A 24,635-nucleotide genomic window follows, 5' to 3' on the forward strand; every position below is an offset into this window, starting at 1 on the left:
TCAGCCCGCAGGTCTCAGCCCGCGCGCCAGGCGAGGCGGCGCTCCAGCCACTCCCGATAGGTCAGCGCGATCTCGGGGTTCGGGCAGAGCGTGGCGAGCAGCGCCGCCGCGCCCGCCCCGCCCAGGCGCCGTGCCCCACCATCCAGCGCATCCGGCTCGCTCTCCGCCCAGCGCTGCCCCGCATTGCGCCACAGCGCGACCGAATCCGCGGAGGTCAGCGGCGGCAGCACCAGTAGGGCGCGGGTGCGCAAGGCGGCGCCGGCGGCACGCGCCGCCACCACCCCCTCATGCCGGCCATGATCGGCGAGCAATTCCCCCAGCCCCGGCACTTGCGGCAAGGCCGGGTCGCGCCCGCCTTCCGGCCCGTCGAAGGCCAGCCAGGGCGAGACGCCCAGGGCCGCAGCGCGATGCACCATCGGACCGCACAGCACCAGCGCGTCCGCCGCGCCCTGGGCCAGGGCGGCCTCGGGCTGCGCGGCGAAGACCGGCTGCACGCGCCGGCCGAGCAGTTCCAGCACCAGCAACGCCGCCGTTTCGGGCGCGCCGGGGCCGGGCAGGGCGAGGCGAAGCGGCCCGGCCTCGGTCAATTGGCCACGCCCGGCCAGCAGGGCGGGCTGCACGCTGCCGCAAATGGCGGGCCATTGGCGGGGTTCGAAGCGGGCGCGGCTGTCGCCCACCAGATGGGCCTGGGCCGCCGCGCCGGGCAGCAGCAGCAGCATCGCGCGCCCCTCGGCGGGGGCGGCGGCGGCGAAGCGGTTCGCGGCGGTGATGCCATCGGCCCCGCCCACCGGCATCACGCGCAGCGCCGCGGCCTGCACCAACCCGCGTGCCAGGGCAGCGGCGGTCTGGGTGGCGAAGCGGGCGACCTCCCCGGTCTCGGTGCCGGGCACCAGCAGCGTCGCGGCCTCGGGCACCGCCCTCGCGGCCAGGAGCGGGCGCGCGCCAAGGCCGAGGGCCGCCATAACGGCTCCCCCGATGATCCCCCGCGCCACGCCGCGACGGCCTGGACGCGGCGTGTCCATCCCCTCCGTCTTTTCCATCGGCGTCACCTAGCCGGCCGAATAAGGCAGAACCGTGGCGGTGCGCGTGAGCGGCCCTCAGGCGCTGGAGCCGGCGTGGATCCCCACGGCGCGGTACATCGCGTGCAGCGTGCGTTCCACCAGCGGCGGCAGGGCGGCGATCAGCGCGGCGATGGAGACCTCGTCGCCATCGGTGGCGGCGCGTTCGAGCGCGAGGCCGACATCGCGCAGCGCCGCCGCGCCGAAGGTGGCGGCGGCCGCGTGCAGGGCGTGTGCCTCCGCCACCACCGCCTCGGCGCCGGGGCGTTCATGCAGGCGGCGGAGCCGGGCGATGGTCTCGGCGGCGAAGACGCCGATCAGGTCCGGCAGCCGCCCGGGGCCGAGCGCGGCGCGCAGTTCCTCCAGCGTCTCGCGGCCGAGCAGAGCGAGGGTGGCGCCCGGCTCGGCCGGCAGGGGGGCGACACGCGGGCGCTGCGGCACGCCGTTCAGCAGCGCCGCGACGCCGGCGAGCAGCCGGGGGCGGTCGATGGGCTTGAGCAGATGCGCATCCATCCGCGCCGCCAGCGAGCGCTCGGCATCGCCGGGCATGGCATAGGCGGTCAGCGCCATGATCGGCACGCGCCCGGCCGGGCCCTCGAAATCGCGGATCTGCGCCGTGGCCTGGTAGCCATCCAGCCCCGGCATGCGGATATCCATCAGGATGGCGTCGTAGCTGCCGCTCTTCGCCGCGGCCACGGCCTCATGCCCGTCGCGCGCGAGGTCCACCGTGTAGCCGGCGCGGCGAAGGATGGTGGCGGCGACAAGCTGGCTCGCCTCGCTGTCTTCGGCCAGCAGCAGCCGGCCGCGCCGCAGCGCGCCGGGCAGGGCGTGGGCGGCTTCCTCGGCGGCAGGGGTGCCGGGCGGGGCAGCGGGCGGGGGCTCGGCCGGGCGCAGCGGCAGGTCGAAGCGGAAGACGCTGCCCGCGCCGGGCGTGCTCTCCACCCCGATCGTGCCCCCCATCAGGCGCACCAGCTGGCGGCAGATCATCAGCCCGAGGCCCGAGCCGCCATGCCGCCGCGCCGTGCCGGCATCGGCCTGCTGGAAGCGGCGGAACAGGCGCTTGCGCAGCTCGGGCGGGATGCCCGCGCCGGTGTCGCTGACCGCGACGGCGAGCCGCCCGGCCATGGCCGCGAGGCGCACCGTCACCCCCCCGGCGCGGGTGAACTTCACCGCATTGTCGACCAGGTTCAGGATCACCTGGCGCATGCGGGAGGGGTCACCCATCACCCAGGCGGGCAGGCCTTCCTCGATCTCGGCGCTCAGCGTCAGGCCCTTGTCCTGCGCTGCCGCGCGCATCAGGGCCAGCACCTCGCCCACCGGGCCGGCGAGTTCGAAGGGAATGTCCTCCAGTGCCAGCTGCCCGGCCTCGATGCGCGAGAGGTCGAGCACCTCGTTCACCGTCCAGAGCAGCGTATCGGCCGAGCGCCGGGCGGTCTCCACATAGGCCTGCTGCTCGGCGTCGATCGGCGTGTCCGCGAGCAGGGAGAGCGTGCCGATCACGCCGTTCAGCGGCGTGCGGACCTCATGCGACATGAAGGCGAGGAAGTCGGATTTGGCGGCGTTGGCGGCCTCGGCCTTGCGCTGGGCGCGGGCGCGCGCTTCCTCGGCGCGCACGCGCTCGGTCACGTCATGCTGGATGCCCAGGATGTGCACGAGCTTGCCGGTGGCGTCGAAGACCGGGGAGATGTGCAGTTCGTTCACGAAGCGCTTGCCGTCGCGGCGGTAGTTCACCAGGCGGATGTCGATGGGCTGGGCGGCGGCGATGGCGCGGCGGATGCGATGCACCGCATCGGGGTCCGTCCCGCGGCCCTGCAGGAAGCGGCAATTGCGGCCCAGCACTTCCTCCGGCGGGTAGCCGGTGATGCGGTGGAAGGCGGGGTTGGCATAGACGATGGGGCAGTCGGGCAGGTTCGGGTCCGACAGCACGATCCCCGTCGGCGCCGCGTTGAAGGCAGCGCCGAGGGAGGCGGGGTTGATGCTCTCCGCCGGCAGGATCGGGGGCAGGGGCGGCGCCACGGCGCCTGCCCTCAATCGTCGTAGGCCATCAGCGACTCGAACGGCACGTCGAGCCGCTTGCGGCCACCGAGGAAGGTGAGTTCGATCAGGCAGGCGGCCAGGGGCACCTCGGCGCCGGCCTGCCGCAGCAGGTTGATGGCGGCCGCGAGCGTGCCGCCCGTTGCCAGAAGGTCATCCAGCAGCACCACGCGGTCGCCGGGGCTGATGGCATCTGCCTGCATCTCGATCCGGTCGGTGCCGTATTCCAGGGCATAGTTCAGCCCGATGGTCAGGCCCGGCAGCTTGCGCGGCTTGCGCAGCATGACGAAGCCCAGGCCGAGTTCCAGCGCCAGCGGCGCGGCCACCAGGAAGCCGCGGCTCTCGATGCCGGCGAGCACGGTGGGGCGATGCGGGGCCACGATCGCGGCCAGGCGGCGCATCGCCTCGCGCCAGGCGGGGCCATGCTTCAGCAGGGTGGAGATGTCGTAGAACAGGATGCCCGGCTTCGGGAAATCCGGGATGCCGCGGATATGCGCCTTGAGGTCGATCGGCGCGGCAGGGGGGTGGGCATCGGTCATGGCGGTCTCGCGGCAGCGGCCAGGGCAACGGGCTGGGGAGGGGCGCACGCGCCGTGCATCGCCGGTCCCGCACAGGGCCCGGCGATGCCGCAGCACCTGCCTTCCTCACGGGCCAAGCTACGCCCGGGAGGGGGCGGGGGCAACAAGGCTGCGCGCGGCTGGCCGAGGGGGCAGGAGGGCGAGGGGGCGGGGCTTGGCGCGGGCGCCAGGGCGGGCCACATCGGCGCCATGTCGCGCATCACCCTCGCCGCCCTGGGCGGCACCCTGGGCTTCATCCTCTACGTCATGGCCGTGGTGGCCCTGGCCGACCATGTGCTGGCGCTGCACTGGCTGATCCAGCTGGTCTATTTCGTCGTCGCCGGCGTGATCTGGGCCTGGCCGGCGAAGGCGCTGATGTTCTGGGCCGCGCGCGGGTCCTGACCGGCGCGCGGCCCTTCCGGATCAGAACGGACGGGTCAGGCTGCCGACCACGCGCATCCCGCAGATCTGTTGCCCGCCGAAGCAGTCATTCTCGCTGAGCGTGCTGTAGATTCCGGTCACGCTGCCGATCACGCCGGCGAAGAGTTCCCGCGAGAAGCCGAAGGAGATGACGCCGTAGTCCGGCGTGCCGAAATAGCCGTCCCGGCCGTTCCAGGTGGCGGGCGCGACGTTGCGCTCGATCCACTGGTAGCCGGCACGGGCGGACATGGTGACGCCGAAATCCAGCGCCCAGTCGAACCCGACCTCGGCATAGATCGCTGCGCCGGATTCGCCGCTGAAATTGGGCGAATAGGCGAGCTGGCCCAGGAACTTCACGGGCGCGATCTCGTAGCTGGCGCGCACGGTCGCTTCCCACCACGCCACCTCGAAGCCGCCGGTTGGCGCCTCATAGCCGGGATAGCCGAAATAGGTGCCGCCGATGTCGAGCTTCAGGTCGCCGATGGCGAAGCGATAGCCGAAATTCGCGTCGACCTCCTGGCGGACATTGGTGTTGCGGAAGGTGGCGTTGGAGATGAAGGCGCCGATGTAGAGCCCCGAACTGTGCTCGACATCGACCGTGCCCTGGATCGCCGGGCCTGAGCGGGTCTGGCTGATGCCGCGGAACATGTAGTCCGTGACGATGGCGGGGGTGGTCGTCACCGTCAGGCCGAGGCTGTCGATGGATTGCTGCGCGTTGGCTGCCTGCGTGCCAAGCAGCGTGCCTGCGATCAGGGCTGCGGTTGCGATGCGGGAGAGAATCTGCATGGAAATTGGGCCTCCAAGCCGGGTTGGACACCCCTGGCCCTGCAAGGCGGACGCCAGATTTCGCGCTGCAGCAATTTATGGCGAATTTGTAAAGAAGCCGGCGCGGCCTGCACCCCGGCTGCCCCGCACACCCGAAATCCCGCACAGCCGAAAAGCAGAACGCCCCGCCGGGGATCCCGGCGGGGCGTCCTGTCTCGCATCGACTGGTCGGAGTGAGAGGATTCGAACCTCCGGCCCCTGCGTCCCGAACACAGTGCTCTACCAGGCTGAGCTACACTCCGTGGGCGTCGGCGAGGCGCGGGGTATAGCGAAGGCGTCGCGGCCCGGCAAGCCAGGGGGGCGGCTCCTGTCACAGCTTGTCACAACACGCCCGGTTGCGTCGTGCCGCGCGGGCTGCAACCTTCACCCTGCTAGATGGCACAAGGATCGAGCATGATGCGTGGATTGTTTCTGGCCGCTTGCGGCGTGATGGCGTTCGGCATGGCCGGCGCCGCCCTGGCGCAGGGCGATGTGATCGCCGAGCGGCGCGCCGGCCTCCGGGCCGCCGGGGCGACGATGGAAGCCGTGCAGCAGGCCGTGCAGTCGCGCGGCGATACGCGCGCCCTGGTCGGCCGGATCGACCAGACCATCGCCTTCTACCAGAGCTTCCCCGCCCGCTTCCCCACCGCGAGCCTGACGCCCCCCGTCGCGCAGGGCACGCAGGAGGGCCAGACCCGCGCGCTGGCGGTGATCGAGACGAACCGCGCCGGTTTCCAGACCGCCTCCACCAACATGATCACGGCGCTGAACACGCTGAAGGCGGCGGCCGAATCGGGCAGCGTGACCACCGATGTGCTGCGCGCCACGGGCGGCACTTGCGGCGCCTGCCACCAGCAGTTCCGCGCCCGCTGAACCAGACAGGGCGGCTGGGGGGATCCCCCCTCAGCCGCCCAGCTGGTTGATCGCCCAGACGAAAGCCGCCGCCGCCGCCAGCAGGCCCACCGCCAGCAGCGGGTGCCCCATGCGCGGCCGTGGCCCGTTGTAGAGCACCGGCAGCTTGAGATCGCCCGTGATCATCGGCCCGACCAGGTTCTGCCCGCGCAGCACGCGATAGGCGATGATCGCCAGGATGTGCAGCGCCGCCGCGCCGACGATCACCCAGAAGACGCGCAGATGGATGGTGGTGGCGCGGTCGCTCACCGCCTCGCCCGCCCAGCGCGCCAGTGGCCCGCGGGTGAAGATCAGGTCGTCAGCGAAGAGCCCCGAGGCGGCCTGCGCCAGCAGCGCCAGCAGCATCACCAGCACCATCCAGCCTCCGGCCGCGTTGTGGCCGATCTCGGCCGCCGCGGCGCGGCGCCGGAAATGGCCCAGATGGCGCAGCCCCTCGATGGGGCTTTTCAGGAAGCGGCTGAACCGGGCCGTATCCGACCCGACAAGGCCCCAGGCGATGCGGAACAGCACCAGGGTCAGGATGGTGAAGCCGGAGTAGAAGTGCCACTCCCAGCGATCGGTCTCGGCCGTCCACCAGGAGAAGGGCAGCAGAAGGACGATGGTCCAATGCACCAGCCGCACCCAGGGATCCCAGACGCGCAGGCGGCGCGTGGGTGTTGTCGTCGCGGCATCAGCCATGGGCCATCCTGTCTCGGTGAAGTCGCGCCGATTAGGCCGCCCCGCGGCCAGCCCGGCAAGTTTCGGAAGGTGACACGCGCCGCATGGCAGAGGTGACGCTGCTGTTCCAGGCCTGGCCTGCGCTCGCCCTGGCGGGGCTGCTGGCGCTGGTCCTGGCCTGGCTGGGCCGGGCCAGGCCCCTGCTGGCGGGGCTGGCGGCGGGGCTCGGGGCGCTCGCGGGGTGGTGGTGGCTGCTCGGCCTGCCCCCAGCCTCGCCCCGGCAATTGGCCGAGCGCCTGCCGCTGCTGCTGGCCGGGCTGCTGGCGCTGGCGGCGCTTGCGGCGCCGCTGGCCGCGCGGCGGGCCGGGTTCGGGCCGCCTCTGGTGATTGGCGGGGCGCTGCTGGGCGGGTGGTGGATGGCCGGCGCGCCGCGCCCGCTGCCTGACATCTGGCTGGCCTTGCCGTCCTGGCTGCTCGGCGCCGCGCTGATCGGGCTGCTGGCGCGCGGGCTGAGCCCTGCCCGCGCGCCGCAGGCCGCCGCCGCGCTGCTGGCCGGGCTGCTGGCGGGCGGGCTGCCGGGACCGCAGGCGATGCTGGCGGCCATCCTGCTCGCGGCGAGCCTCGGCGCCTGCCGGGTGCGGGCACCCGCCACCGCACTGCTCGCCCTGCCGCTGGCCGGCGCGCTGGGCGGGGTCGCACTGCTGCCGATCCTGGCCCGCGGCGGGGCGCTGGATTGGCTCGCGGCAGGGGCGGCGCTGCTGGCCGTGCGGCCCTGGTCAAGCCCGCGCCCAACCGCTTGACGCCCCCCTTGACGTGCGGAGTCTTGCGGCCAAAGCCAATAGCGGCCTAGTTACCGCGACATGACGGCCAGTCGGCGTGCTCTTCTCATCGTGGTGGTGGTCCTTGCCGGCCTAGCCGCCTTTGTCGCCGCCCGGTTCAGCCCGCGGGAGCCGGCGCCGGTCGCCGATGCGCGCCCGCCGCAGACCGAGCCCGCCCGGCCCGCCCCCCAGGCCGCCGCGACGCCGGCCACGCCCCCTGCTGCGCCCCTTGGGGCCCCCGCCGCAACGCCTGCCGCGCCTGTCGCCACGCCCGCCCCGGCCCCCGCGCCCGAGCCGCCGCGCTTCGACGTGGTGCGCATCGGCCAGCGCGGCGGCGCCGTGGTGGCCGGCCGCGCCCCGCCCGGGGCCGAGGTCGCGCTGCTCGAGGATGGGCGGGAGATCGGCCGCGCCCGCGCCGATGCGCGCGGCGAGTGGGTGATCCTGCCGGCCGAGCCGCTGCGTCCCGGCAGCCGCCAGTTCACGCTGCGCGCCCGGATCGGCGGCGACGACGTTTTCGGCCCCGACACGGTGGTGGTGGTGGTGCCAGAGCCCGCGCCCGCCCTGGCCGAGGCCCCCCGCCCCGATCCTGCCGCCCAGGCAGCCGCCGAGGCCGCCGCCGAAGCTGCCGCCCGGGCCGAGGCCGCCGCGCGCGCCGAGGCCGAGGCCCGTGCCGCCGAGGCTGCCCGCGCCGCCGCCGCGCTCGCCGAGGCGACCCGTCAGGCCGAGGCGCTCGCCCGCCAGCAGGCCGAGGCCCGCGCCGCCGCCGAAGCCGCCGAGGCGGCCCGCCGCGCGGAAGTCGCCCGGATCGAGGCCGAGAGCCGTGCCCTGGCCGAGGCCATCGCCCAGGCCGATGCCAGCCAGAGCGCCGCCGAGGCCGAGGCCGCCCGTCGTGCCGAAGCCGCTGCGCGCGCTGAGGCTGCCGCGCGCGCCGAGGCCGCGGCCCGTGCCGAAGCCGCTGCCCGTGCCGAGGCCGCCGCCCGTGCCGAGGCAACCGCCCGTGCCGAGGCGGCTGCGCGCGAAGCCGCGGCCCGCGCCGAGGCCGCGGCCCGTGCCGAAGCCGCCGCCCGCGCCGAAGCGGCGGCACGCGAGGCTGCCGCGCAGGCCGAGGCGGCGCGCCAGGCGGCCGAGGCGGCCCGCCAGACCGCCGCACCCCGCCAGCCCCTGGTGGTGCTGCTGCCGAGCCAGGCGGAAGCGCCCGCGCGCGTTCTCCAGGCCCAGCCCGCCCCGGCGCAGCGCCTGGGCCTCGAATCCGTCGATTACGACGAGTCCGGCGCCATCCGCTTCGCCGGCACGGCCGAGCCCGAATCCGAGTTGCGGATCTATGTGAACGATCGCCATGCCGGCGATGCCCGCGCCGGCCAGGATGGGCGCTGGAGCCTCTCGCCCAGCGAGCGCCTCGCGGTCGGGCGCCACACGCTGCGCGTGGACATGCTTGCCGCCGCCGGCGCCGTGGCGGCGCGCATCGAATTGCCCTTCCAGCGCGACGAGTTGCCCGCCGGCTCGGTGCCCGAGGGACGGGTGGTGGTGCAGCCCGGCAACAATCTCTGGCGGCTCGCGCGCAACGCCTATGGTCGCGGCATCCGCTACACTGTGATCTACGAGGCCAATCGCGACCAGATCCGCAACCCGAACCGGATCTTCCCCGGTCAGGTCTTCACCGTGCCCGCCGCGCCGGTCACCCCGGCGGATTCCAGCCGGTCCAGATAGGGGTCGAGGGCCAGCGCGAAGGCCACCATCGCGCCGACCAGTTGCGTGGCCGTCGCCACCGTGTCGATCGGGCGCTCCGTCGCCAGATGCACGCGGTGGTCGGGGGCAAGGCGCAGCCGCCAGCCCGCCGGCAGCGCCGCCGGCATCTCCCCCAGCATCGCGAAGGCGCCCGGCCGGGCCGCGCGGTCCTCGGCCGTGAAGGGAATGCGCCCGGCCTGCGCGGTCAGGCTGATCCGCCCCTCTTCGATCCGCGCCTCGCAGCCGCGGCCGCGCCAGGAGAAGCGAAGGGCCGGGGCGCGCAGGGGCGTGAGCCCCCCCGCCGGATCCACCAGGAAGGGGCCATGGGTCAGGTGCTGCATGACCCCATGTTGTCCGCGAAGAATGAAAAGACCATAAGCGCGCCATGAGCCTGATCTCGAGCCTCCAGATGGTCCTCGCCAAGCCGCACTCGGCTGGCACCCCATTCATCGCCGGCGGCGTCGCCGTGGCCCTTGTCGGCGGCCTGATCCTGGGCGGCTGGCTGTTCTGGCCGGGCCTCGCCTTCACCCTGTTCTGCCTCTACTTCTTCCGCGACCCCGAACGGGTCGCGCCCGACCGGCCCGGACTGGTCGTGGCCCCCGCCGATGGACGGATCGTGATGGTCGGCCAGGCCGTGCCGCCGGTCGAGCTCGGCCTGGGCGAGACGCCGCGCTGGCGCGTGTGCATCTTCCTCTCGGTGCTGGACGTGCATGTGAACCGCTCCCCGGTCGAGGGGCGCGTCACGCGCATCGCCTATCGCCACGGCGCCTTCCTCAATGCCAGCCTCGACAAGGCGAGCGAGCTGAATGAGCGCAACGCCATGGCGATCCGCCTGACCGATGGGCGCGACGTGGCGGTGGTGCAGATCGCGGGCCTGATCGCCCGGCGCATCCTCTGCCATGCGCGGGAGGGCGACGTGCTGCAGGCGGGCGAGCGCTATGGCATCATCCGCTTCGGCAGCCGCACCGATGTCTACCTGCCGCATGGCGTGAAGCCGCTGGTGGCGGTGGGCCAGACCATGATCGGCGGCGAGAGCGTGATCGCCGAGCTTGGCCCTGTGGTGGAGACAACATGAGCGAACCCGCCCGCCGCCCGCAGCCCCTGCATCGCTTCCGGCGTCGCTTCCGCCCGCGCACGCGGCCGCGCTTCGATGGCCTGTCCTTCAACCGGCTGATCCCCAACATCCTGACCATGCTCGGCCTCTGCGCCGGGCTGGTGGCGATCCGCTTCGCCATCGACGAGCGCTGGCCCCAGGCGGCGGCGCTGATCGTGGTGGCGGCGGTGATCGACGGGCTGGATGGGCGGCTGGCGCGGCTGCTGAAGGTGACCTCGCGCTTCGGCGCCGAGTTCGATTCGCTGGCGGATTTCGTGAGCTTCGGCGTCGCCCCGGCCTTCATCCTCTATCTGTGGTCGATGCAGGCGGGCGGGCCGCTGGCCTTCATGCCCTGCCTGCTCTTCGCCGTGTGCATGGCGCTGCGTCTCGCGCGCTTCAACGCCGCGCTCGATATCGGGCCGGCGCCCAAGCCGGCCTATGCCTACAACTTCTTCACCGGCGTGCCGGCGCCGGCTGCTGCGGGCGTGGCGCTGTTTCCGCTTTTCGCTGCGCTGGCCTTCAAGGAATGGGGCTGGCTGGGCTTCGCCGGCGCGCTGCAGCACCCGGTGCTGATCGGCACCCTGCTGGTGGTGGTGGCGGGGCTGATGGTCAGCACGCTGCCGACCTGGTCCTTCAAGAACTTCAAGGTGCCGCGCAGCGCGGTGCTGCCGCTGCTGATCGGCGTGGGGCTGTTCGTGGCGCTGCTGGTGACCGAGCCCTGGGCGGCACTCGCCATGGGCGGGCTCATCTATCTCGGCATGCTGCCCTTCTCGCTGCGCTCCTACATCCGGCTGAAGGCCGAGGCCGAGGCGATGATCGAGCAGGTGGCCGAGCCCGCGCCGCCGCGCCAGGGGTAGGACCACTTACTCGTTGCGGAACGAGGACGATTAGGCTAGCCTCTCACGGCTTGGCGCACCACCGGGTTTGCTACCCGGCATCGTCGCGGCGTTTCCCTCGCAGGAGCCTGCGGCGGGTGCGCCAAGCTTCACCACTCCCCATAGAATACGCCGGCCGCCTTGTGGCGGTCGGTGCGCAGCTCGGCCTCGGCCCAGGTGAGCGTGGTGCGGCGCTTGAGGCCGGTGAACCAGGCCAGCAGCTTCTCCCGCGCCGCGGCACGCACGCCCTCCAGCGCCGGATCGGCGCCGAGGTCGTGGAATTCCTCGGGGTCGGCCTGAAGGTCGAAGAGCTGCGGGCGATGGCCGCTCGTCCAATGCACGTATTTCCAGCGCGCATCGCGCAGCATCCAGGCGTGGTGCTGGCCCGTGGGATGGCCGAGCCGCCGCCTGGCGCCGCGGAAGGTCCAGTCCAACTCGCTCACCACGCTGTCGCGCCACGCCCCCGCCGTGCCGCGCGTCAGGCCGAGCAGCGAGCGCCCCTCCAGCAGATGCTCGGCGCGGTCGAGGCCCAGGGCGTCGAGGATGGTCGGTACCACGTCGATCGCCTCGACGAAGCGCGCATCGGTGGTGCCGCGCGTCGCATCGGCCGCGGGCGAGGGGTCGTAGAGCAGGAAGGGCACGCGCTGCACGCAGTCGTGGAACAGCTCCTTCTCGCCCAGCCAATGGTCGCCGAGATAGTCGCCATGGTCGGAGCAGAAGACGACCATCGTGTCGCGCCAGCGCCCCATCTTCTCCATCGCCGCCCAGAGCCGGCCGAGATGGTCGTCGAGCTGCGTGATCAGCCCCTGATAGGCGGGCCGCACCGTGGCGATGCAATCATCCTTCTGGAAGCTCTGCGAGACTTCCTCATCCTGCCAGGCCCGCAGCAGCGGATGCGCGCCCTCGCCACGTTCCGCCTCGTGGCGGGCGACCGGCAGGCATTGGTTGGCGGAATACATCGCGTGATAGGGCGCGGGCGCGATGTAGGGCCAGTGCGGCTTCACATAGGAAAGATGCAGCACCCAGGGCTGCTCGCCCTGCTGCGCGATGAACTCCAGCGCGCGATCGGTGGTGTAGGCGGTCTCGCTGTGTTCCTCGCGCACCCGCGCCGGCAGGCGGGCATTGCGCATCTTCCAGCCCGAGCGCACGGCGCCCTGCTCATCCTCCACGGCGATGACGTAGTCGGTCCAGGGATCGGCGCTGTCATAGCCCTGCGCGCGCAGCCAATGGGCATAGGCGCTGTCGGGCTCGGCATGGTGGCCGTCATGGCGATCGACCAGCGTGAACCAGCCTTCCTTCAGCAGCGCGGCGAGGTCGTTCTGCCCATCGAGCTGCAGGCGCTTCATGCCGCGCGCATCGGGCAGCACATGAGTCTTGCCGGCCAGCGCCAGCGTCCGCCCGGCCTCCCGCAGATGCCAGCCCAGCGTCACCTCGCCAACGGAGAGCGGCACGCGGTTATGCGTGGCGCCATGGGAGCAGACGTAGCGGCCCGTGTAGTAGGACATGCGCGACGGCCCGCAGATGCCCGACTGCACATAGGCCTGGGAAAATCGCACGCCGCGCGCCGCCAGCGCATCGAGGTTGGGCGTGCGCAGGAAGGGATGCCCCGCGCAGCCGAGGTGATCCCAGCGCAGCTGATCCACCATGATGAACAGCACGTTGCGGATGGCCATGCCGACTGCCCTGTTGAGGTGGCGTTACCCTAGAGTTTCCCGCTTGACCGCAGAAGTGTGCCTCGCGGATCGTTGCGGGGTCATGCCGCCCGGAGGGCGGGGGAGAAAAGAGGGGAGAGTCGAAGATGGCGAAGGCAACGAAGCCCGCGAAGGCGAAGCCCAAGGCCGCGAAGCCGAAGGCGGCGGCCAAGGCCGTGAAGGCGAAGGCGCCGGCCAAGCCCAAGGCGGCCGCCAAGGCGGCACCGGCTGCGGCCCCCGCCGCACTGGCGCGCAAGGTCAAGCAGCTCGAGGCCCGAATCGTGGCGCTGGAAGGCGTGCTGAAGCGCTTCCTGCAGAAACCCGAATCGGGACCGGACCTCTACATACAGACCTTCACCGACGGCAATGATGGTGAGGGCGACGGCCCGGGTGGGGATTGAGGGCGCCCGCTACTCCGGCAGCCCTGCCTCCCCCAGCGCGGCCAGGATGCGCGCGAATTGCGCCTGGTAGGTCGGGTGGTCGGACAGGGCGCGTCCCGCGAACCAGCGCCGCGTGATCCAGGGATGGCGCGCCGCGACCTCCGCCGCCAGGGCCTGCGCCGCTGCCGCCTCGCCTGAGAGTTGCAGCGCCGCGACCAGATAGGTCAGCCGCTCCGGTCGCGGCATGAAGGCGTCATGGTCGAGCCCGGTGCGCAGCCGGGCGACGCCGTGGTCGCCTTCGCCCAGGTGCAGCGCGATCAGGCCGAGATAAGTGTTCCAGGTGCCCGCGAAGAGCAGCGAGGGCTCGGCCGCGAGGCTCGCGAGCACCGGGGCGGCGGCGTCCTCGCCCTGGCCAAGCATCAGGCGCATGAAGCCGATATTGGCGCGCGAGGCATGCGCGCTGGGGTCGCGGGCCACGGCGCGCTCGTAGAAATCGAGCGCCTCCGCATGGCGCCGCTGCAGGCGCAGCACCGCCGCCATCACGGTCAGCGACGCCCCCTGGCCCGGATTGATGGCATAGGCGCGCTCCGCCAGCGCCTGCGCGGCGGCGAGGTCGGCGGCCGGGTTGGCGCTGTCCCCGGCGAGGATCGCATTGGTGTAGGTGACGGCGGCCTCGGCCAGGGCGCGGACATTGCGCGGGTCGAGCGCGACCGCGCGTTCGAACAGGGCGCGGGCCTCCAGGCGGCGCTGCTGGATCGGCCCGGCGCCGCGCATCACGCGCCGGCCTTCCTCGACCAGCAGCCGCGCCTGCTCTTCGGGCGAGGGGGGATCCGGCACGGCCGCGGCGAGGGGGGCAGGTTGGGGCGCCACCTGCGCAGCAGGCGGGGCGGGGGCGGCGGGGGGCGGGGGCGCCTCCGGCCGGGCGAGCCAGGCGAGCAGCCCCGCGGCGGCGGCCAGCGCGGCCAGCCCCGGCCCCCAGCGCCGCAGCGCCGGGGCGGGGGGAGGGGCGGCTGACGGCGATGCGGGCGCAGGCCGCTCGGGCAGCGGCGGCTCGGGGGTCACCAGCAGGCGCGGCGGCGGGTCGAGTGAGACCTCGACCTCCGCCTCCAGCAGGTAGCCGCGCTTGGGCACGGTCTTCAGCGCCGTCGCCTCCGCCCCCATCGCCCGGCGCAGCTCGACCACGCATTGGGTGATGCTGTCATCGGTGACGAAGACCCCGGCCCAGACCGTGTCCAGCATCTCGGCCCGGCTCACCACCCGCCCCGGATTGCGCAGCAGCAGCAGGGCGAGCTCGAGCGTCTTGGGGCGGAGCGTCGTCTCCGTCCCATCCGCCGCGGTCAGCACCCCGCGCGCCGAATCAAGGGTGACGCCACCGAAGCGCAGCCGCGCGGGGTGTTTCATCAGGGTCAAGGCGTGCCTCAACGAAGCGTCTTGCGCCGCAGCATAACGCGCGCCGGCGCCGCGCAACAATGTGCGCCGCGGATTTCGGCGTCGCTTCGCCGCTCTTTCGGCCCGGCTTCGGGACGCTGCCGGCCCGTCGCTGCTCCCTTCCGCCCGCCGGGAATGCGCCCGGCAAGGACGGAGCGAGGACGATGCGAAACCGCCACCTGACCACCCTGCCCCTCTTGGCCTGCCTGGGGCTGGCGCAGCCCGCGGCGCCGCGGGCCGAGGCCACCAGCTTCCTGCAGTTGCCCGCCCCGGCCGGCACGGCGCAGCTTGTGCTGCCGGCGGAAGGCCATGCGCCCGTGCCGCTGGTGCTGGTGATGCCCGACGCGCTGGGCGAGGAAGGGCGCGCGGAGCCCTATGTCGCCGCCCTCGCCGCGCGTGGCATCGCCACGCTGGTGCTCGGCCTGGATGGCGACCCCGAACTGCCCCAGCCGCCGCGCGACCGGGCGAGCGAAGCCGCGGTGGTCGCCGTGGTGCAAGGCTGGGCGCAGCTCTGGCCGCTGAGCCAGGCCGGGCTGATCGCGGAGGGGCGGATCGGCGTGCTCGGCTTCGGCGCCGGGGCGCGCGGCGCGCTGGCCGCGCCCGGGGCCGGGCCGACGGTGGCACTCTATCCGGGCTGCGCCGGGCTGGAACTGCCCGCCTGGCGGCCCGTGCTGGTGCTGCAGGGCGATGACGCCCCCGATGCGCCCGCCTGCGCGGCGCTGGAGGAACCCCCGGCGGCCAGCATCCAGCTGCTGCGCGGCGCCGGCCATGCCTGGGATGCGCGGCCCGGCGCGCAGGGCAGGGGCGACCGCATCCCCGCCCCGGATGGCGAGGGGCGCCTTCTCGCCCGGCCCGATGCGCAGGCCACGGCGCGCGCCGCCGTTCTGGTCGCGGGCTGGTTCGCCCAGCAATTCAGCGTGAGCCCGGCGGTGCGGCCATGAGCCCGGCGGCCCATCGCGCCGCCCTGGCGCGCGCCCTCGCCCACGGGGATTGGCAACATGCCGAGCGCGCGACGCGCGCCCGCGCCTGGCGGCACCTTTTCGACACGCTGCGGTCGCTGGCGCTGCGCCTGGCGCGGCGATGAGCGCCGCGGCGCGGATCTTTCCCGGCTGGCTGGTGGTGATCGGCGCCTTCCTGGTGCTGATGGTGGGTTTCGGCGCCATCAACGCCTATGCCGCCTTCGCCGAGGCGATCCGCGGCGAGTTCGGCGCCGGCCAGGCCTCGGTGAGCCTGATCTTCGCCCTCAGCGGGGCGGCCTGCTTCTTCGTCAGCGCCGTCACCGGCCCGCTGGCGGACCGCATCGGCCCGCGCGTGCCGGCGGTGATCGGCATGGCGCTGGTCGGTGGCGGGCTGGTGCTGGCGGGCACGGCGCGCAGCCTGGTGGAGATCTATGCCGGCTACGGGCTGCTGGTCGGGCTCGGCACGGGCTTCGCCTATGTGCCGGCGATGGCGGCGGTGCAGCGCTGGTTCGTGGCCTATCGCGGCCTCGCCTCGGGCATCGCGGTGAGCGGCATCGGCGTGGGCACGGCGCTGGTGCCGGCGGTGGCGGAGGCCCTGCTGCGCGGCGGCGATTGGCGCCTGGCCTTCCTGATCTTCGGCGCGCTGGCAGGGGCGATCGGCGTGGCGGGGGCGCTGCTGCTGCGCGCTGGCGGGCCGGGGCCGCGCGCCCAGCCCGCCGCGCCGGCCGCCCTGCCGCGGCGCGCCTTCCTGCGCGCCTGGGGCGGCATCCTGCTGGTCTCCCTGCCGGCCTCGCTGCCGCATGCCATGCTGGTGGCGACGGCGCGCGACCTCGGCCTCGACTGGCATGAGGCGGTGGCGCTGCTCGGGCTGATCGGGCTCGGCACCATCGCGGGGCGCTTCCTGCTGGCGGCGCTGGCCGACCTCGCCGGGCGGCGGCTGACCTTCCTGGCCTGCAGTGGCGCGATGGCGGTAAGCCTGCTGCTCTGGGCCCTGGCGCGGGAGGCGCCGGGGCTGCAGGCCTTCGCGCTGCTCTTCGGCGCGCTGCAGGGCGGCTTCGTCGCGTTGCTGCCTAGTTTCATCGCCGACCGCTTCGGCCCCCGCGCGCTGGGGCGGGTGCTGGGCCTGCTCTATACCAGCCGCGGCGTGGCGCTGCTGCTGGCGCCGCCGGCCCTGGCCGCGGGGATCGGCCTGTGCGGCGACCATGCCCTGCCGGTTGTGCTGGCGGGGCTGCTCGGCGCGGTCGGCACGGCGCTGCTGGCGCGGCGATAGCGCCAGGCGCGGCAAGGCTTCGCCGCACGTCGTTTTGGGTTCGGCGCCCGCACCGACTTTCCCTGGCCGCTTCCCTGTCACAGCGTGCGGCCAGCGAAGGAAGGATTCGATGGCGATTTATACGGGTACGGCGGGCGCGGACACTTTCGTGGGTGCCGATGGCGAAGGCGACGAGTTCCGCTTCACCACGGCCACGCTCGGCCCGCTCGACATCGTCGAGGGTGGTGCAGGCCAGAGCCTGGACGTGCTGCGCTTCACCGCCGCCGGCCTGTTCACGGATGACATGCTGGTCAACGTCACCGGGATCGAGCGCGTGGTCTTCGCCGCCGCGGGCAGCACGGAATTGCTGCTGACGGCAGGCATGCTCGCCACTGCACTCGGCGGGCGGATCGAGGTCGTGGGCTGGGTTGGCGATGACCGCGTCGTGGCGCCCGCCGGCGCCGCGGGTGCCGTGACCTTCCGCACCGGCGGCGGCGCGGACAGCTTCATCGGCGGCGATGGCGCCGATGTGGTGGAGATGGATGGCCTGGGCAGCCTTGTCGCCAGCCTCGGCGCCGGCGACGACACGCTGATCGCCAACCCCTTCGATCTCTTCGGCGCGGCCGATGTCGATGCCGGCACCGGCACCGATACGCTCGCCTTCAGCGGCGAGGGCTTCGTGACCACCGGCGCCTTCATCGGGCTGCTCGGCTTCGAGGTGCTGCGCCTCTCCGCGCGCGGCAGCACGGATCTGCGGCTGGAGGCAGGCTCGGGCCTGCTCGCCGGCGGGCGGCTGCGCATCGAGAGCGGTGCCGATCGCAGCGCGATCGTCGCCGACAGCGGGATCACCGCGCGCCTGCATGTGGTGACCGGCAGCGGTGCCGATACCATCTTCACGGCGCTCGGTGCCGACACCGTCGAGGCTGCCAGCGCCAGTGAGGGCGCGCTGGGCGCCGGGCGCGACCTGCTGCGGCTGCTCAACACCATGGCGGCCGCCGGCGCCTTCGATGGCGGGCTGGGCTTCGACCGGATCGAGATCGTCGGCGGCGGCAGCTATGACCTCGCCCGCTTCACCGGTTTCGAGCGGATCGACCTGCTCAGCGGCGCCACGGTGCAGACCATGGCGGAAGAGGGCGTCGAGGTCGTCGGCTCCGACGAGCGGGACCGCATCACCCTGACCGCGGCCGGGCAGACCGCCTTCGGCGAAGGCGGGGATGATGTGATCACCCTGACCCAGGCCGCGCTGGATGGCGCCGTGGTCGAGGGAGGGGCGCAGACGTTGCGCGATACGCTCGTGCTGCAGGGCGCGGGACGGTGGGATCTGCGCGGTGGCGTGCTGGTAAGCGGCTTCGAGCGCATCCTGCTCGATCTTTCGGACGTGCCGCCGGACCCCTTCGCCATTCCGGTCGAGGTCTGGCTGGGGCGCGAGGCGGTGGAGTTGCTACTCAACGGTGCCGCCTGGGTCCATGCCGGCAGCCATGCCGGGCAGGTGGTGCGCGGCAGCGACGAGGATGACAGCATCACCCTGACCACCGCCGGCCAATCGGCCTTCGGCGGCGCCGGCGACGACCTGATTTACGTCGGCATGGCCGATCTGCTGGCCGGCAGCCGCGTCTCGGGCGGCAGCGGGCGGGATCGGCTGGTGCTGACCGATTCCGGCACGCTGGATCTGCGCCAGGTCGGCGTGGTGCAGGTCGAGGCCGTCTCGCTCGCCCAGGCCGCCGCCCCTGGTGCGCGCAACGAGCTCTTCACCCTCGCCCGGCCGATGGAAGTCGTTGGCAGCCGCGGGGCGGACCTGATCACCCTGCGCCAGGGCGGGAGCGCCTTCGGCCGGGAGGGGAACGACACGCTGCGCGCCGAGGGCGGGCCAGCGGCGCTCGATGGGGGCGATGGCGACGACATCCTGATCCTCGGCAGCCGCGCCATGGCGCAGCTCGGCGCCGGGCGCATGACCGCCCATGGCGGGGCAGGGCGGGACCAGCTCTCCATCTCGCATGACGCGACCAGCGCCACGGTGCTGACCCTGCGCGCTGCCGACTTCACGGGCATCGACCGCATCCTGATCGATTCGACGGCCAGCCAACAACAATCGCTGCGCCTGGTGTTGACGGATGGGCTGGCGGAGGGGGCGCAAGCGCTGGGCAATGGGCAGCCGATGCTGCAGGTCGCGAGCCAATCCCTGGCCGGCTTCTCGCTCACCATCGATGGCAGCGCGCTGGGTGCCACGCGCGTGCTCTCGGTGACGGATGGCGGCATCGGCCTGCGTGGCGCGGACAGCATCCTCGGCGGCCAGGGCAATGACGGGATGCGCGGCGGGGCCGGCAACGACACGATCAATGGCGGCCAGGGCAACGACCATCTGGTGGGCGATTCGGGCGAGGATTTCCTGCTCGGCGGTCAGGGTGACGATGTGTTGGTCGGTGGCCTCGGGGCGGACCGCCTGCGCGGCGGCGACGGGGCGGATTATCACGAAGGGGGCGCGGGCGGCGACCTGATCGAGTTGGCGGAGGCGCTCTCGGCGATCGACCGCGTGGCCTATCGCTCGATTTCGGACGGCACCGGCAACCTGCTGGCCAATGGCCGCACGGCGCAGGGGCAGGCGCAGCCGGGGGCGGACCGGGTGACCGGGTTCAACACCGCCAATGACCGGCTCGTGCTGCACCGCGAGGATCTGGGCCTGGGCGATGGCGGGGTGGTGCAGGTGGGCGTGGCGCGGCCGACGGGCAGCGTCATGGTTTTCCACCCCGAGGTCCGGCTCAGCACGGCGGCCGGCGGGGTGCCGTTCAATGAAGGCTTCAGCGTGCTCAACGCCATCGCCCAGGGCCTGCTGAATCCCGCGTTGAAAGCCAGCGGCGACGCGCCGGCCATGCTGCTGATCGGGCAGGGCAACGCCACCGGCCTCTATCGCTGGGCCGACACCAACGCCAACGGCCTGCTCGGCCTGGGCGACGATCTGCGGCTGATGGCGGTGATCGATGCGCCGGTGACGGCCTTCTCCGCCAGCAACATCGACCTGATTTGACGCCCCCGGCCCTGTGAAGCTGCGCCGGGCTGCGGTGGGGCCGGATCAGCGCGGCAGGGCGGCCATGCGGTCCGCGATCACCTCGCCCAGGCAGCGCGCGATCTCGGGCGCGACGCTTTCGAAGACGCAGGCGTCGCGCGTGGCCTCATAGGCGGCATGGGCGGCGAGCAGCGCCTCGCGCGTCGCGGGCTGGGCGGCGAGGCGGTTGGTGCGGGCGACCAGCTCGGCCTCCTGCGCGCGCAGCGAACGATCACCGCACAGCACCTGCCCGACGGGGTCCGCGCCGGCCGTGCCGCAGGCGCGGATGCGGGTGGGGCCGGTCGGGGTGGGCGGCGCCGCGAGCGGGGCGGGGGTGGAGTCGCCGCGCTTCGTGCTCTCCAGCGCCTGGGCGCGCTGGGTCATGCGCCGCAGGAGGCAGGCTTCAGGCTTCTCGGTGCCGGTGTTGCAGGCACGGCGGTCGCGCAGGAAGGCGCGCTGCTCGGCCAGCATCGCCTGGCGCTGGGCTTCCGGCATGCCGGCATCGCGCGCCCCCCAGGCGACGGCGATGCGCCGGTCAAGCGCGGCCAGCGCCGGGTCGGCGCAGATGGCGCGCTCATCCCAGGCCTGGGCGCGGGCGCAGTCAAAAGAGGGCTGGGCGATGGCCGGCATGGCAGCCAGCAGCAGCAGGAGAAACAGCCCGGCGCGCATCATCGATCCAGCCTCCGCAACGGGCGGAATCTGCCACGGCGCAACCGGGGCGCGAAGAGGCATTCCCCCGGCGACAGAATCTGTCCTAGCCTTCGCCCATCGCCCCGGCCCGGTCCCTGCCGCGCGCCAGAAGGGCACGACGGAGGAAACCCCATGCTGAGCCTCAGCGTGAATGGCCGCACCACGGCGCTCGACATCGATCCCGAGACGCCGCTGATCTACGCGCTGCGCAACGACCTCGCGCTCAACGGGCCCAAGCTCGGCTGCGCGCGCGGCCAGTGCGGCGCCTGCACCGTGCTGGTCGATGGCCAGGCCGTGCGTTCCTGCTCGACCCGCGCCGCCGCCGCCGCCGCGCCCCATCGCATCACCACGCTCGAGGGCCTGGGCACGCCGGAGCAGCCGCACCCGCTGCAGGCGGCCTTCCTGGCCGAGCAGGCGGCGCAGTGCGGCTATTGCACCAACGGCATGATCATGCAGGCCGCCGCCCTGTTGGCGGAGCGCCGCGGGCCGCTGGACGAGGCGCAGGTCGCCGCTGCGCTGGATCACAATCTCTGCCGTTGCGGCGCGCAGCCGCGCGTGGTGCGCGCGGTGGTCCGCGCCTCCCGCCAGCAGGGGGCCTGAGCCATGAACGTGCAAACCCCGATCTCCCGCCGTGGCTTCGGCGCGCTGCTCGGCGCGGCGGGCCTCGCCATCGGCTTCCGCTGGGATGCCGAGGCCCAGGCGCCGCAGGGCCCCGCCATGCTGCGCGCCAATCCGCGCATGGAATCCTGGCTGCGCATCGCCCCGGATGGCTCGATCACCGTGCTGACCGGCCGCGTCGAACTCGGCCAGGGCGTGCTGACGGCGATGCGCCAGATCGCCGCGGAGGAGCTGGATGTCGCCCCCGCGCGGCTCACCCTGCTGTCGGGCGATACGGCCGAGACGGCGAATGAGGGCGTGACCGCCGGCAGCCAATCCATTCGTTTCGGCGGCGAGGCGCTGGGCGTGGCCTGCGCCGATGCGCGGGCGACGCTGATCGGCGTGGCCGCCGAGGCCTGGGGCACGCCGCGCGCGGCGCTTGCGGTGAAGGATGGCGTGATCGAGGCCGTGGATGGCCGGCGCATGACCTATGGCGAGGCTGCCGCGCGCATCTCCCTCGCCCGGCCGGTCGATCTCACCGCGCGGCGCAAGCCGGCCGCGGCGGGCACGGTGATCGGCACCTCCCTGCCGCGCACCGACCTGCCGGCCAAGGTCTTCGGCCAGCAGGTCTTCATCCATGATCTGCGGCCCGAGGGCATGTTGTTCGGCGCCATCGCCCGCCCGCCCGGCTATGCGGCGCGGCTTGTCTCCCTCGACCTCGCCTGGGCGAAATCCCTGCCCGGCGTGGTGGAGGTGGTGCGCGATGGCAGCTTCGTGGGCGTCATCGCCCGGCGCGAGGAACAGGCCAACGACGCCGCGCGGAAGATCGTCGCGGCCGCGCAATGGCGCGACGGCGCGGCGCTGTTCGGCGGCAAGTCGGTGTTCGACCATCTGCTGACCGAGCCCGCGCTGACGCGCACCATCCACACCACCGAAGGGGCGACGCCCGGCGCGCGCACGCATCGCGCCGAATACCGCCGCGGCTTCCAGGCCCATGCCTCGATCGGCGCCTCCTGCGCGCTGGCGAAGTTCGAGGAAGGCAGGCTCACCGTCTGGTCGCATGCGCAGGGGCCCTTCCCGCTGCGCGGCGACCTCGCGCGCAGCCTGCGCATGGAGCCGGCGGCGATCCGCGTGATCCATGCCCAGGGCTCGGGCTGCTACGGCCATAACGGCGCCGACGACGTGGCGCTGGACGCCGCGCTGCTCGCCCGCGCCATGCCCGGGCGGACCATCCGCGTGCATTGGACGCATGAGGAGGAAATGGTGTGGGAGCCCTGGGGCTCCGCCATGGTGGTGCGGCTCGAGGCGGGCATGGCGGCGGATGGCGCCATCACCTCCTGGGGCCATGATGTCTGGTCCTTCCCGCACTCCACGCGGCCGGGCGGGACCCAGGGCAGCAACCTCCGCAGCGCCTGGTATCTGGAGAACCCGGTGCCGATCTCGCCCATCGTGGACGGGCCGCTGCCGAACGGGGCGGCGGGGCGCAACGCGGTGCCGATCTACGCCGTGCCGGGCCAGCGCGTGACCACGCATTTCCACACGGCGATGCCGGTGCGGACCTCGGCCCTGCGCACGCTGGGCGGGTATTTCAACGCCGTCGCGGCGGACATGTTCCTCGATGAATGTGCGGCGCTGGCGGGCATGGACCCGGTCGCCTACCGGCTGCGACACCTGCGCGACCCGCGGCTCATCGCGGTGCTGCGGCGCGCGGTGGAGATCTCGGGCTGGCAGCCGCGCGCGGTGACGATGGGCCGCGCCGTGCCCGCGGGCAGCGTGCTGCGCGGCACGGGCGTGGGGCTGTCCAAGTACAAGAACAGCGACAGCCATGTGGCGGTTGTCGCGCAGGTGGCTGTGGATGTCGGCTCCGGCGCGGTGAAGGTCGAGAAGCTCTGGGCGGCGACGGAGGCGGGGCGGCTGGTGAACCCCGATGGCGTCACCAACCAGATCGAGGGCGGCATGGTGCAGGCCACCTCCTGGACGCTGCTGGAGGAAGGGCGGTGGGATTCGCGCCGCATGCTCAGCGAGGACTACCAGAGCTACCCGATCATCGATTTCAGCCACACGCCGCCGATCGAATCCGTGCTGATCGACCGGCCCGACCTGCCCTCGCTGGGGGTGGGGGAGGGCAGCCAGGCCCCGACCGGGGCGGCCATCGCCAACGCCATCCTGGCGGCGACGGGGCGGCATGTGCCGGAGATCCCCTTCACGCCGGAGCGCGTGCGCGCCGCGCTACGCGGGTAGCACGGCAACAAAAAAGGCCGGGGCATTTCTGCCCCGGCCCGCTTGGTCCCGACTGTTCAGCGGGACTTACATCTCCGCGTAGCTGCCGTTGCGCCAGACGTAGAAGACGTAGTCCGGCACGGTGACGTCGCCCTTCTCGGTGAAGGAGATGTCGCCCAGCACCGTGGCCCAGGGGCCGTTCGCCTTCATCGCCGCCGCGATGCGCCGCGGATCGATGCCATTGGTGCGCGCTGCCGCCGCCGCCCAGATCTGGATCGCGGCATAGGTGTAGAGCACATAGCCCTCGGGATCGATGTTGCGGCCCCGGAAGGTCTGCACCACGCGCGCGGCCGTCGGGCGCTTGCGCGGGTCGGAGCTGAAGGTCATGAGCGTGCCCTCGCCGGCCGCGCCCGTGATCTGCCAGAACTCGTTCGTCACCAGCGCATCGCCGCCGACGAGGGTCAGGTTCATGCCCCGCTCCTTCGCCTGGCGCAGGATCAGCCCCGATTCCGTGTGGTAGCCGCCAACATAGACCACGCCGACATTCGCCTGCTGCAGGCGCGAGACGATGGCCGAATAGTCGCGCTCGCCCGGCGTATAGGCGCTGTAGAGGACCTCCTGCACCCCGGCCGCGTTCAGCGCCTTCTTGGTCTCCTCCGCCAGGCCACGGCCATAGGCGGAGTTGTCGTGCAGGATGGCGATGCGCCGGTCGCGCATGTTCTGCGCGAGGTAGCGCCCGGCGACCAGGCCCTGCTGGTCGTCACGCCCGCAGACGCGGAAGGTGTTCCACTTGCCCTCGTCGGTGAAGCGCGGATTGGTCGAGGCCGGGCTGATCTGCAGCACGCCTTCCTCGGCATAGACGTCGCGCGCCGGGATCGAGGAGCCGGAGCAGAAATGCCCCGCCACCAGCGCCACGCGCCGCCCGGCGAGCTGGTTGGCCACCGAGACGGCCTGGCGCGGGTCGCAGGCATCGTCGCCGATCTCGAGCGCGAGCTGCCGGCCGAGCACGCCGCCCGCCGCGTTGATGTCGGCCACCGCCTGCTCGGCGCCGGCGCGCATCTGCCCGCCGAAGGCGGCGTATTGGCCGGTCATCGGCCCGGCGGTGGCGATGCGGATGGGCCCACCCGCCTGGGCGAGGGCGCCCCGGCCACTGGTCAGCACCAGCGGCGCGGCCAGCGCGCCGCCGATCATGGTCCTGCGCTTCATCATGCGAGTCACTCCCTTTTGCTGCGCCGGCTTGGCGTGTGGCGCAACGGTAGGCGAGGCAGCGGTGCCGTGCAAAGTGTTCGTGCGCTCAAGCGCCGGGCGCGGCCATCCGGCCGCTTGGCTTGTTCGTGCCCTCAAGCGCCGGGCGCGGCCATACGGCCGCTTGGCTGCGCGCCACTTGGCGCGGCGGCCATCCGGCCGCTCGGCCAGCGGGGCTGGCCG

At 73.1% G+C, this 24,635-nt stretch carries 23 protein-coding genes and 1 tRNA gene; 13 read left to right on the forward strand and 11 right to left on the reverse strand.

What is annotated here, in order from left to right:
* Positions 1 to 14 precede the first annotated feature (14 nt).
* The 3 genes from AC2D9U_RS10730 to AC2D9U_RS10740 form a co-directional block, all read right to left on the reverse strand.
* Positions 15 to 962, reverse strand: coding sequence for a hypothetical protein (locus AC2D9U_RS10730; RefSeq protein ID WP_484748663.1), 948 nt, complete (start codon positions 960 to 962; stop codon positions 15 to 17).
* A 135-nt stretch (positions 963 to 1,097) separates the two neighbouring features.
* Positions 1,098 to 3,074, reverse strand: coding sequence for an ATP-binding protein (locus AC2D9U_RS10735; protein ID WP_484748665.1), 1,977 nt, complete (start codon positions 3,072 to 3,074; stop codon positions 1,098 to 1,100).
* Between the two features lie 11 nt (positions 3,075 to 3,085).
* Positions 3,086 to 3,601, reverse strand: coding sequence for an adenine phosphoribosyltransferase (locus AC2D9U_RS10740; RefSeq protein WP_484749682.1), 516 nt, complete (start codon positions 3,599 to 3,601; stop codon positions 3,086 to 3,088).
* A gap of 258 nt (positions 3,602 to 3,859) precedes the next feature.
* On the opposite strand from AC2D9U_RS10740, the gene AC2D9U_RS10745 reads away from it, so the two are divergent.
* Positions 3,860 to 4,051 carry a DUF2842 domain-containing protein gene (locus AC2D9U_RS10745; RefSeq protein ID WP_484748667.1) on the forward strand — a complete coding sequence of 64 codons (192 nt, stop codon included), beginning with the start codon at positions 3,860 to 3,862 and terminating at the stop codon, positions 4,049 to 4,051.
* Between the two features lie 21 nt (positions 4,052 to 4,072).
* On the opposite strand, the gene AC2D9U_RS10750 is transcribed toward AC2D9U_RS10745, so the two are convergent.
* Positions 4,073 to 4,855 (reverse strand): TorF family putative porin, encoded by a 783-nt coding sequence (locus AC2D9U_RS10750; protein ID WP_484748669.1) that lies wholly within the window; start codon positions 4,853 to 4,855, stop codon positions 4,073 to 4,075.
* A gap of 204 nt (positions 4,856 to 5,059) precedes the next feature.
* Positions 5,060 to 5,136: transfer RNA gene (locus tag AC2D9U_RS10755), tRNA-Pro, on the reverse strand.
* Positions 5,137 to 5,323: 187 nt separating this feature from the next.
* Here AC2D9U_RS10755 and AC2D9U_RS10760 point away from each other — a divergent pair.
* Positions 5,324 to 5,746 carry a cytochrome c gene (locus AC2D9U_RS10760; RefSeq protein ID WP_484748671.1) on the forward strand — a complete coding sequence of 141 codons (423 nt, stop codon included), beginning with the start codon at positions 5,324 to 5,326 and terminating at the stop codon, positions 5,744 to 5,746.
* Positions 5,747 to 5,776: 30 nt separating this feature from the next.
* Here the strand turns inward: AC2D9U_RS10760 and AC2D9U_RS10765 are convergent, their stop codons facing one another.
* A complete protein-coding gene (locus AC2D9U_RS10765) occupies positions 5,777 to 6,463 on the reverse strand; it encodes a cytochrome b/b6 domain-containing protein (RefSeq protein WP_484748673.1) in 687 nt (228 codons plus the stop codon).
* 83 nt (positions 6,464 to 6,546) lie between these two features.
* On the opposite strand from AC2D9U_RS10765, the gene AC2D9U_RS10770 reads away from it, so the two are divergent.
* Together AC2D9U_RS10770 and AC2D9U_RS10775 are read left to right on the forward strand one after the other, a co-directional pair.
* Positions 6,547 to 7,242: a hypothetical protein gene (locus AC2D9U_RS10770; RefSeq protein ID WP_484748675.1), complete on the forward strand. Its 696-nt coding sequence runs from the start codon at positions 6,547 to 6,549 to the stop codon at positions 7,240 to 7,242.
* A 60-nt stretch (positions 7,243 to 7,302) separates the two neighbouring features.
* Positions 7,303 to 8,967 carry a LysM peptidoglycan-binding domain-containing protein gene (locus AC2D9U_RS10775; RefSeq protein WP_484748677.1) on the forward strand — a complete coding sequence of 555 codons (1,665 nt, stop codon included), beginning with the start codon at positions 7,303 to 7,305 and terminating at the stop codon, positions 8,965 to 8,967.
* On the opposite strand, the gene AC2D9U_RS10780 is transcribed toward AC2D9U_RS10775, so the two are convergent.
* On the reverse strand, positions 8,907 to 9,326 hold the full coding sequence (locus AC2D9U_RS10780; protein WP_484748679.1) for a hypothetical protein: 420 nt from the start codon (positions 9,324 to 9,326) through the stop codon (positions 8,907 to 8,909). The two genes, AC2D9U_RS10775 and AC2D9U_RS10780, sit on opposite strands and share 61 nt — an antisense overlap.
* Before the next feature lie 44 nt (positions 9,327 to 9,370).
* Here AC2D9U_RS10780 and AC2D9U_RS10785 point away from each other — a divergent pair, with 44 nt between their 5' ends.
* A complete protein-coding gene (locus AC2D9U_RS10785; RefSeq protein ID WP_484748681.1) occupies positions 9,371 to 10,060 on the forward strand; it encodes a phosphatidylserine decarboxylase in 690 nt (229 codons plus the stop codon).
* Positions 10,057 to 10,935: a CDP-alcohol phosphatidyltransferase family protein gene (locus AC2D9U_RS10790; RefSeq protein ID WP_484748683.1), complete on the forward strand. Its 879-nt coding sequence runs from the start codon at positions 10,057 to 10,059 to the stop codon at positions 10,933 to 10,935. The genes AC2D9U_RS10785 and AC2D9U_RS10790 overlap by 4 nt, the downstream gene beginning before the upstream one ends.
* A 128-nt stretch (positions 10,936 to 11,063) precedes the next feature.
* Here AC2D9U_RS10790 and AC2D9U_RS10795 read toward each other — a convergent pair whose 3' ends face one another.
* Positions 11,064 to 12,626: a sulfatase-like hydrolase/transferase gene (locus tag AC2D9U_RS10795; RefSeq protein WP_484748685.1), complete on the reverse strand. Its 1,563-nt coding sequence runs from the start codon at positions 12,624 to 12,626 to the stop codon at positions 11,064 to 11,066.
* Positions 12,627 to 12,751: 125 nt separating this feature from the next.
* Between AC2D9U_RS10795 and AC2D9U_RS10800 the strand changes: the two genes are divergently transcribed.
* Positions 12,752 to 13,045 carry a hypothetical protein gene (locus AC2D9U_RS10800; RefSeq protein WP_484748687.1) on the forward strand — a complete coding sequence of 98 codons (294 nt, stop codon included), beginning with the start codon at positions 12,752 to 12,754 and terminating at the stop codon, positions 13,043 to 13,045.
* Between the two features lie 9 nt (positions 13,046 to 13,054).
* Here the strand turns inward: AC2D9U_RS10800 and AC2D9U_RS10805 are convergent, their stop codons facing one another.
* Positions 13,055 to 14,425: a winged helix-turn-helix domain-containing protein gene (locus AC2D9U_RS10805; protein ID WP_484749683.1), complete on the reverse strand. Its 1,371-nt coding sequence runs from the start codon at positions 14,423 to 14,425 to the stop codon at positions 13,055 to 13,057.
* 191 nt (positions 14,426 to 14,616) lie between these two features.
* On the opposite strand from AC2D9U_RS10805, the gene AC2D9U_RS10810 reads away from it, so the two are divergent.
* The 4 genes from AC2D9U_RS10810 (at position 14,617) to AC2D9U_RS10825 (ending at position 19,682) form a co-directional block, all read left to right on the forward strand.
* Entirely contained in the window at positions 14,617 to 15,393 is a 777-nt protein-coding gene (locus tag AC2D9U_RS10810) for a hypothetical protein (RefSeq protein WP_484748689.1), read from the forward strand.
* A complete protein-coding gene (locus AC2D9U_RS10815) occupies positions 15,390 to 15,536 on the forward strand; it encodes a hypothetical protein (protein ID WP_484748690.1) in 147 nt (48 codons plus the stop codon). The genes AC2D9U_RS10810 and AC2D9U_RS10815 overlap by 4 nt, the downstream gene beginning before the upstream one ends.
* Positions 15,533 to 16,681, forward strand: a complete 1,149-nt coding sequence (locus tag AC2D9U_RS10820; RefSeq protein ID WP_484748692.1) for an MFS transporter — start codon at positions 15,533 to 15,535, stop codon at positions 16,679 to 16,681. Before AC2D9U_RS10815 ends, AC2D9U_RS10820 begins: the two co-directional genes overlap by 4 nt.
* 109 nt (positions 16,682 to 16,790) lie before the next feature.
* Complete coding sequence (locus AC2D9U_RS10825) at positions 16,791 to 19,682, forward strand: hypothetical protein (protein ID WP_484748694.1); 2,892 nt, start codon at positions 16,791 to 16,793, stop codon at positions 19,680 to 19,682.
* Positions 19,683 to 19,727: 45 nt separating this feature from the next.
* On the opposite strand, the gene AC2D9U_RS10830 is transcribed toward AC2D9U_RS10825, so the two are convergent.
* Positions 19,728 to 20,372: a lysozyme inhibitor LprI family protein gene (locus AC2D9U_RS10830; RefSeq protein WP_484748696.1), complete on the reverse strand. Its 645-nt coding sequence runs from the start codon at positions 20,370 to 20,372 to the stop codon at positions 19,728 to 19,730.
* A gap of 150 nt (positions 20,373 to 20,522) precedes the next feature.
* Here AC2D9U_RS10830 and AC2D9U_RS10835 point away from each other — a divergent pair, with 150 nt between their 5' ends.
* Together AC2D9U_RS10835 and AC2D9U_RS10840 are read left to right on the forward strand one after the other, a co-directional pair.
* Positions 20,523 to 20,990, forward strand: a complete 468-nt coding sequence (locus tag AC2D9U_RS10835) for a (2Fe-2S)-binding protein (RefSeq protein WP_484748698.1) — start codon at positions 20,523 to 20,525, stop codon at positions 20,988 to 20,990.
* A gap of 3 nt (positions 20,991 to 20,993) precedes the next feature.
* Entirely contained in the window at positions 20,994 to 23,228 is a 2,235-nt protein-coding gene (locus tag AC2D9U_RS10840; protein ID WP_484748700.1) for a molybdopterin cofactor-binding domain-containing protein, read from the forward strand.
* A 66-nt stretch (positions 23,229 to 23,294) separates the two neighbouring features.
* Here the strand turns inward: AC2D9U_RS10840 and AC2D9U_RS10845 are convergent, their stop codons facing one another.
* Entirely contained in the window at positions 23,295 to 24,416 is a 1,122-nt protein-coding gene (locus tag AC2D9U_RS10845; protein WP_484748703.1) for a branched-chain amino acid ABC transporter substrate-binding protein, read from the reverse strand.
* Positions 24,417 to 24,635 lie beyond the last annotated feature (219 nt).

The organism is Roseomonas sp. TF40, from assembly GCF_057219975.1.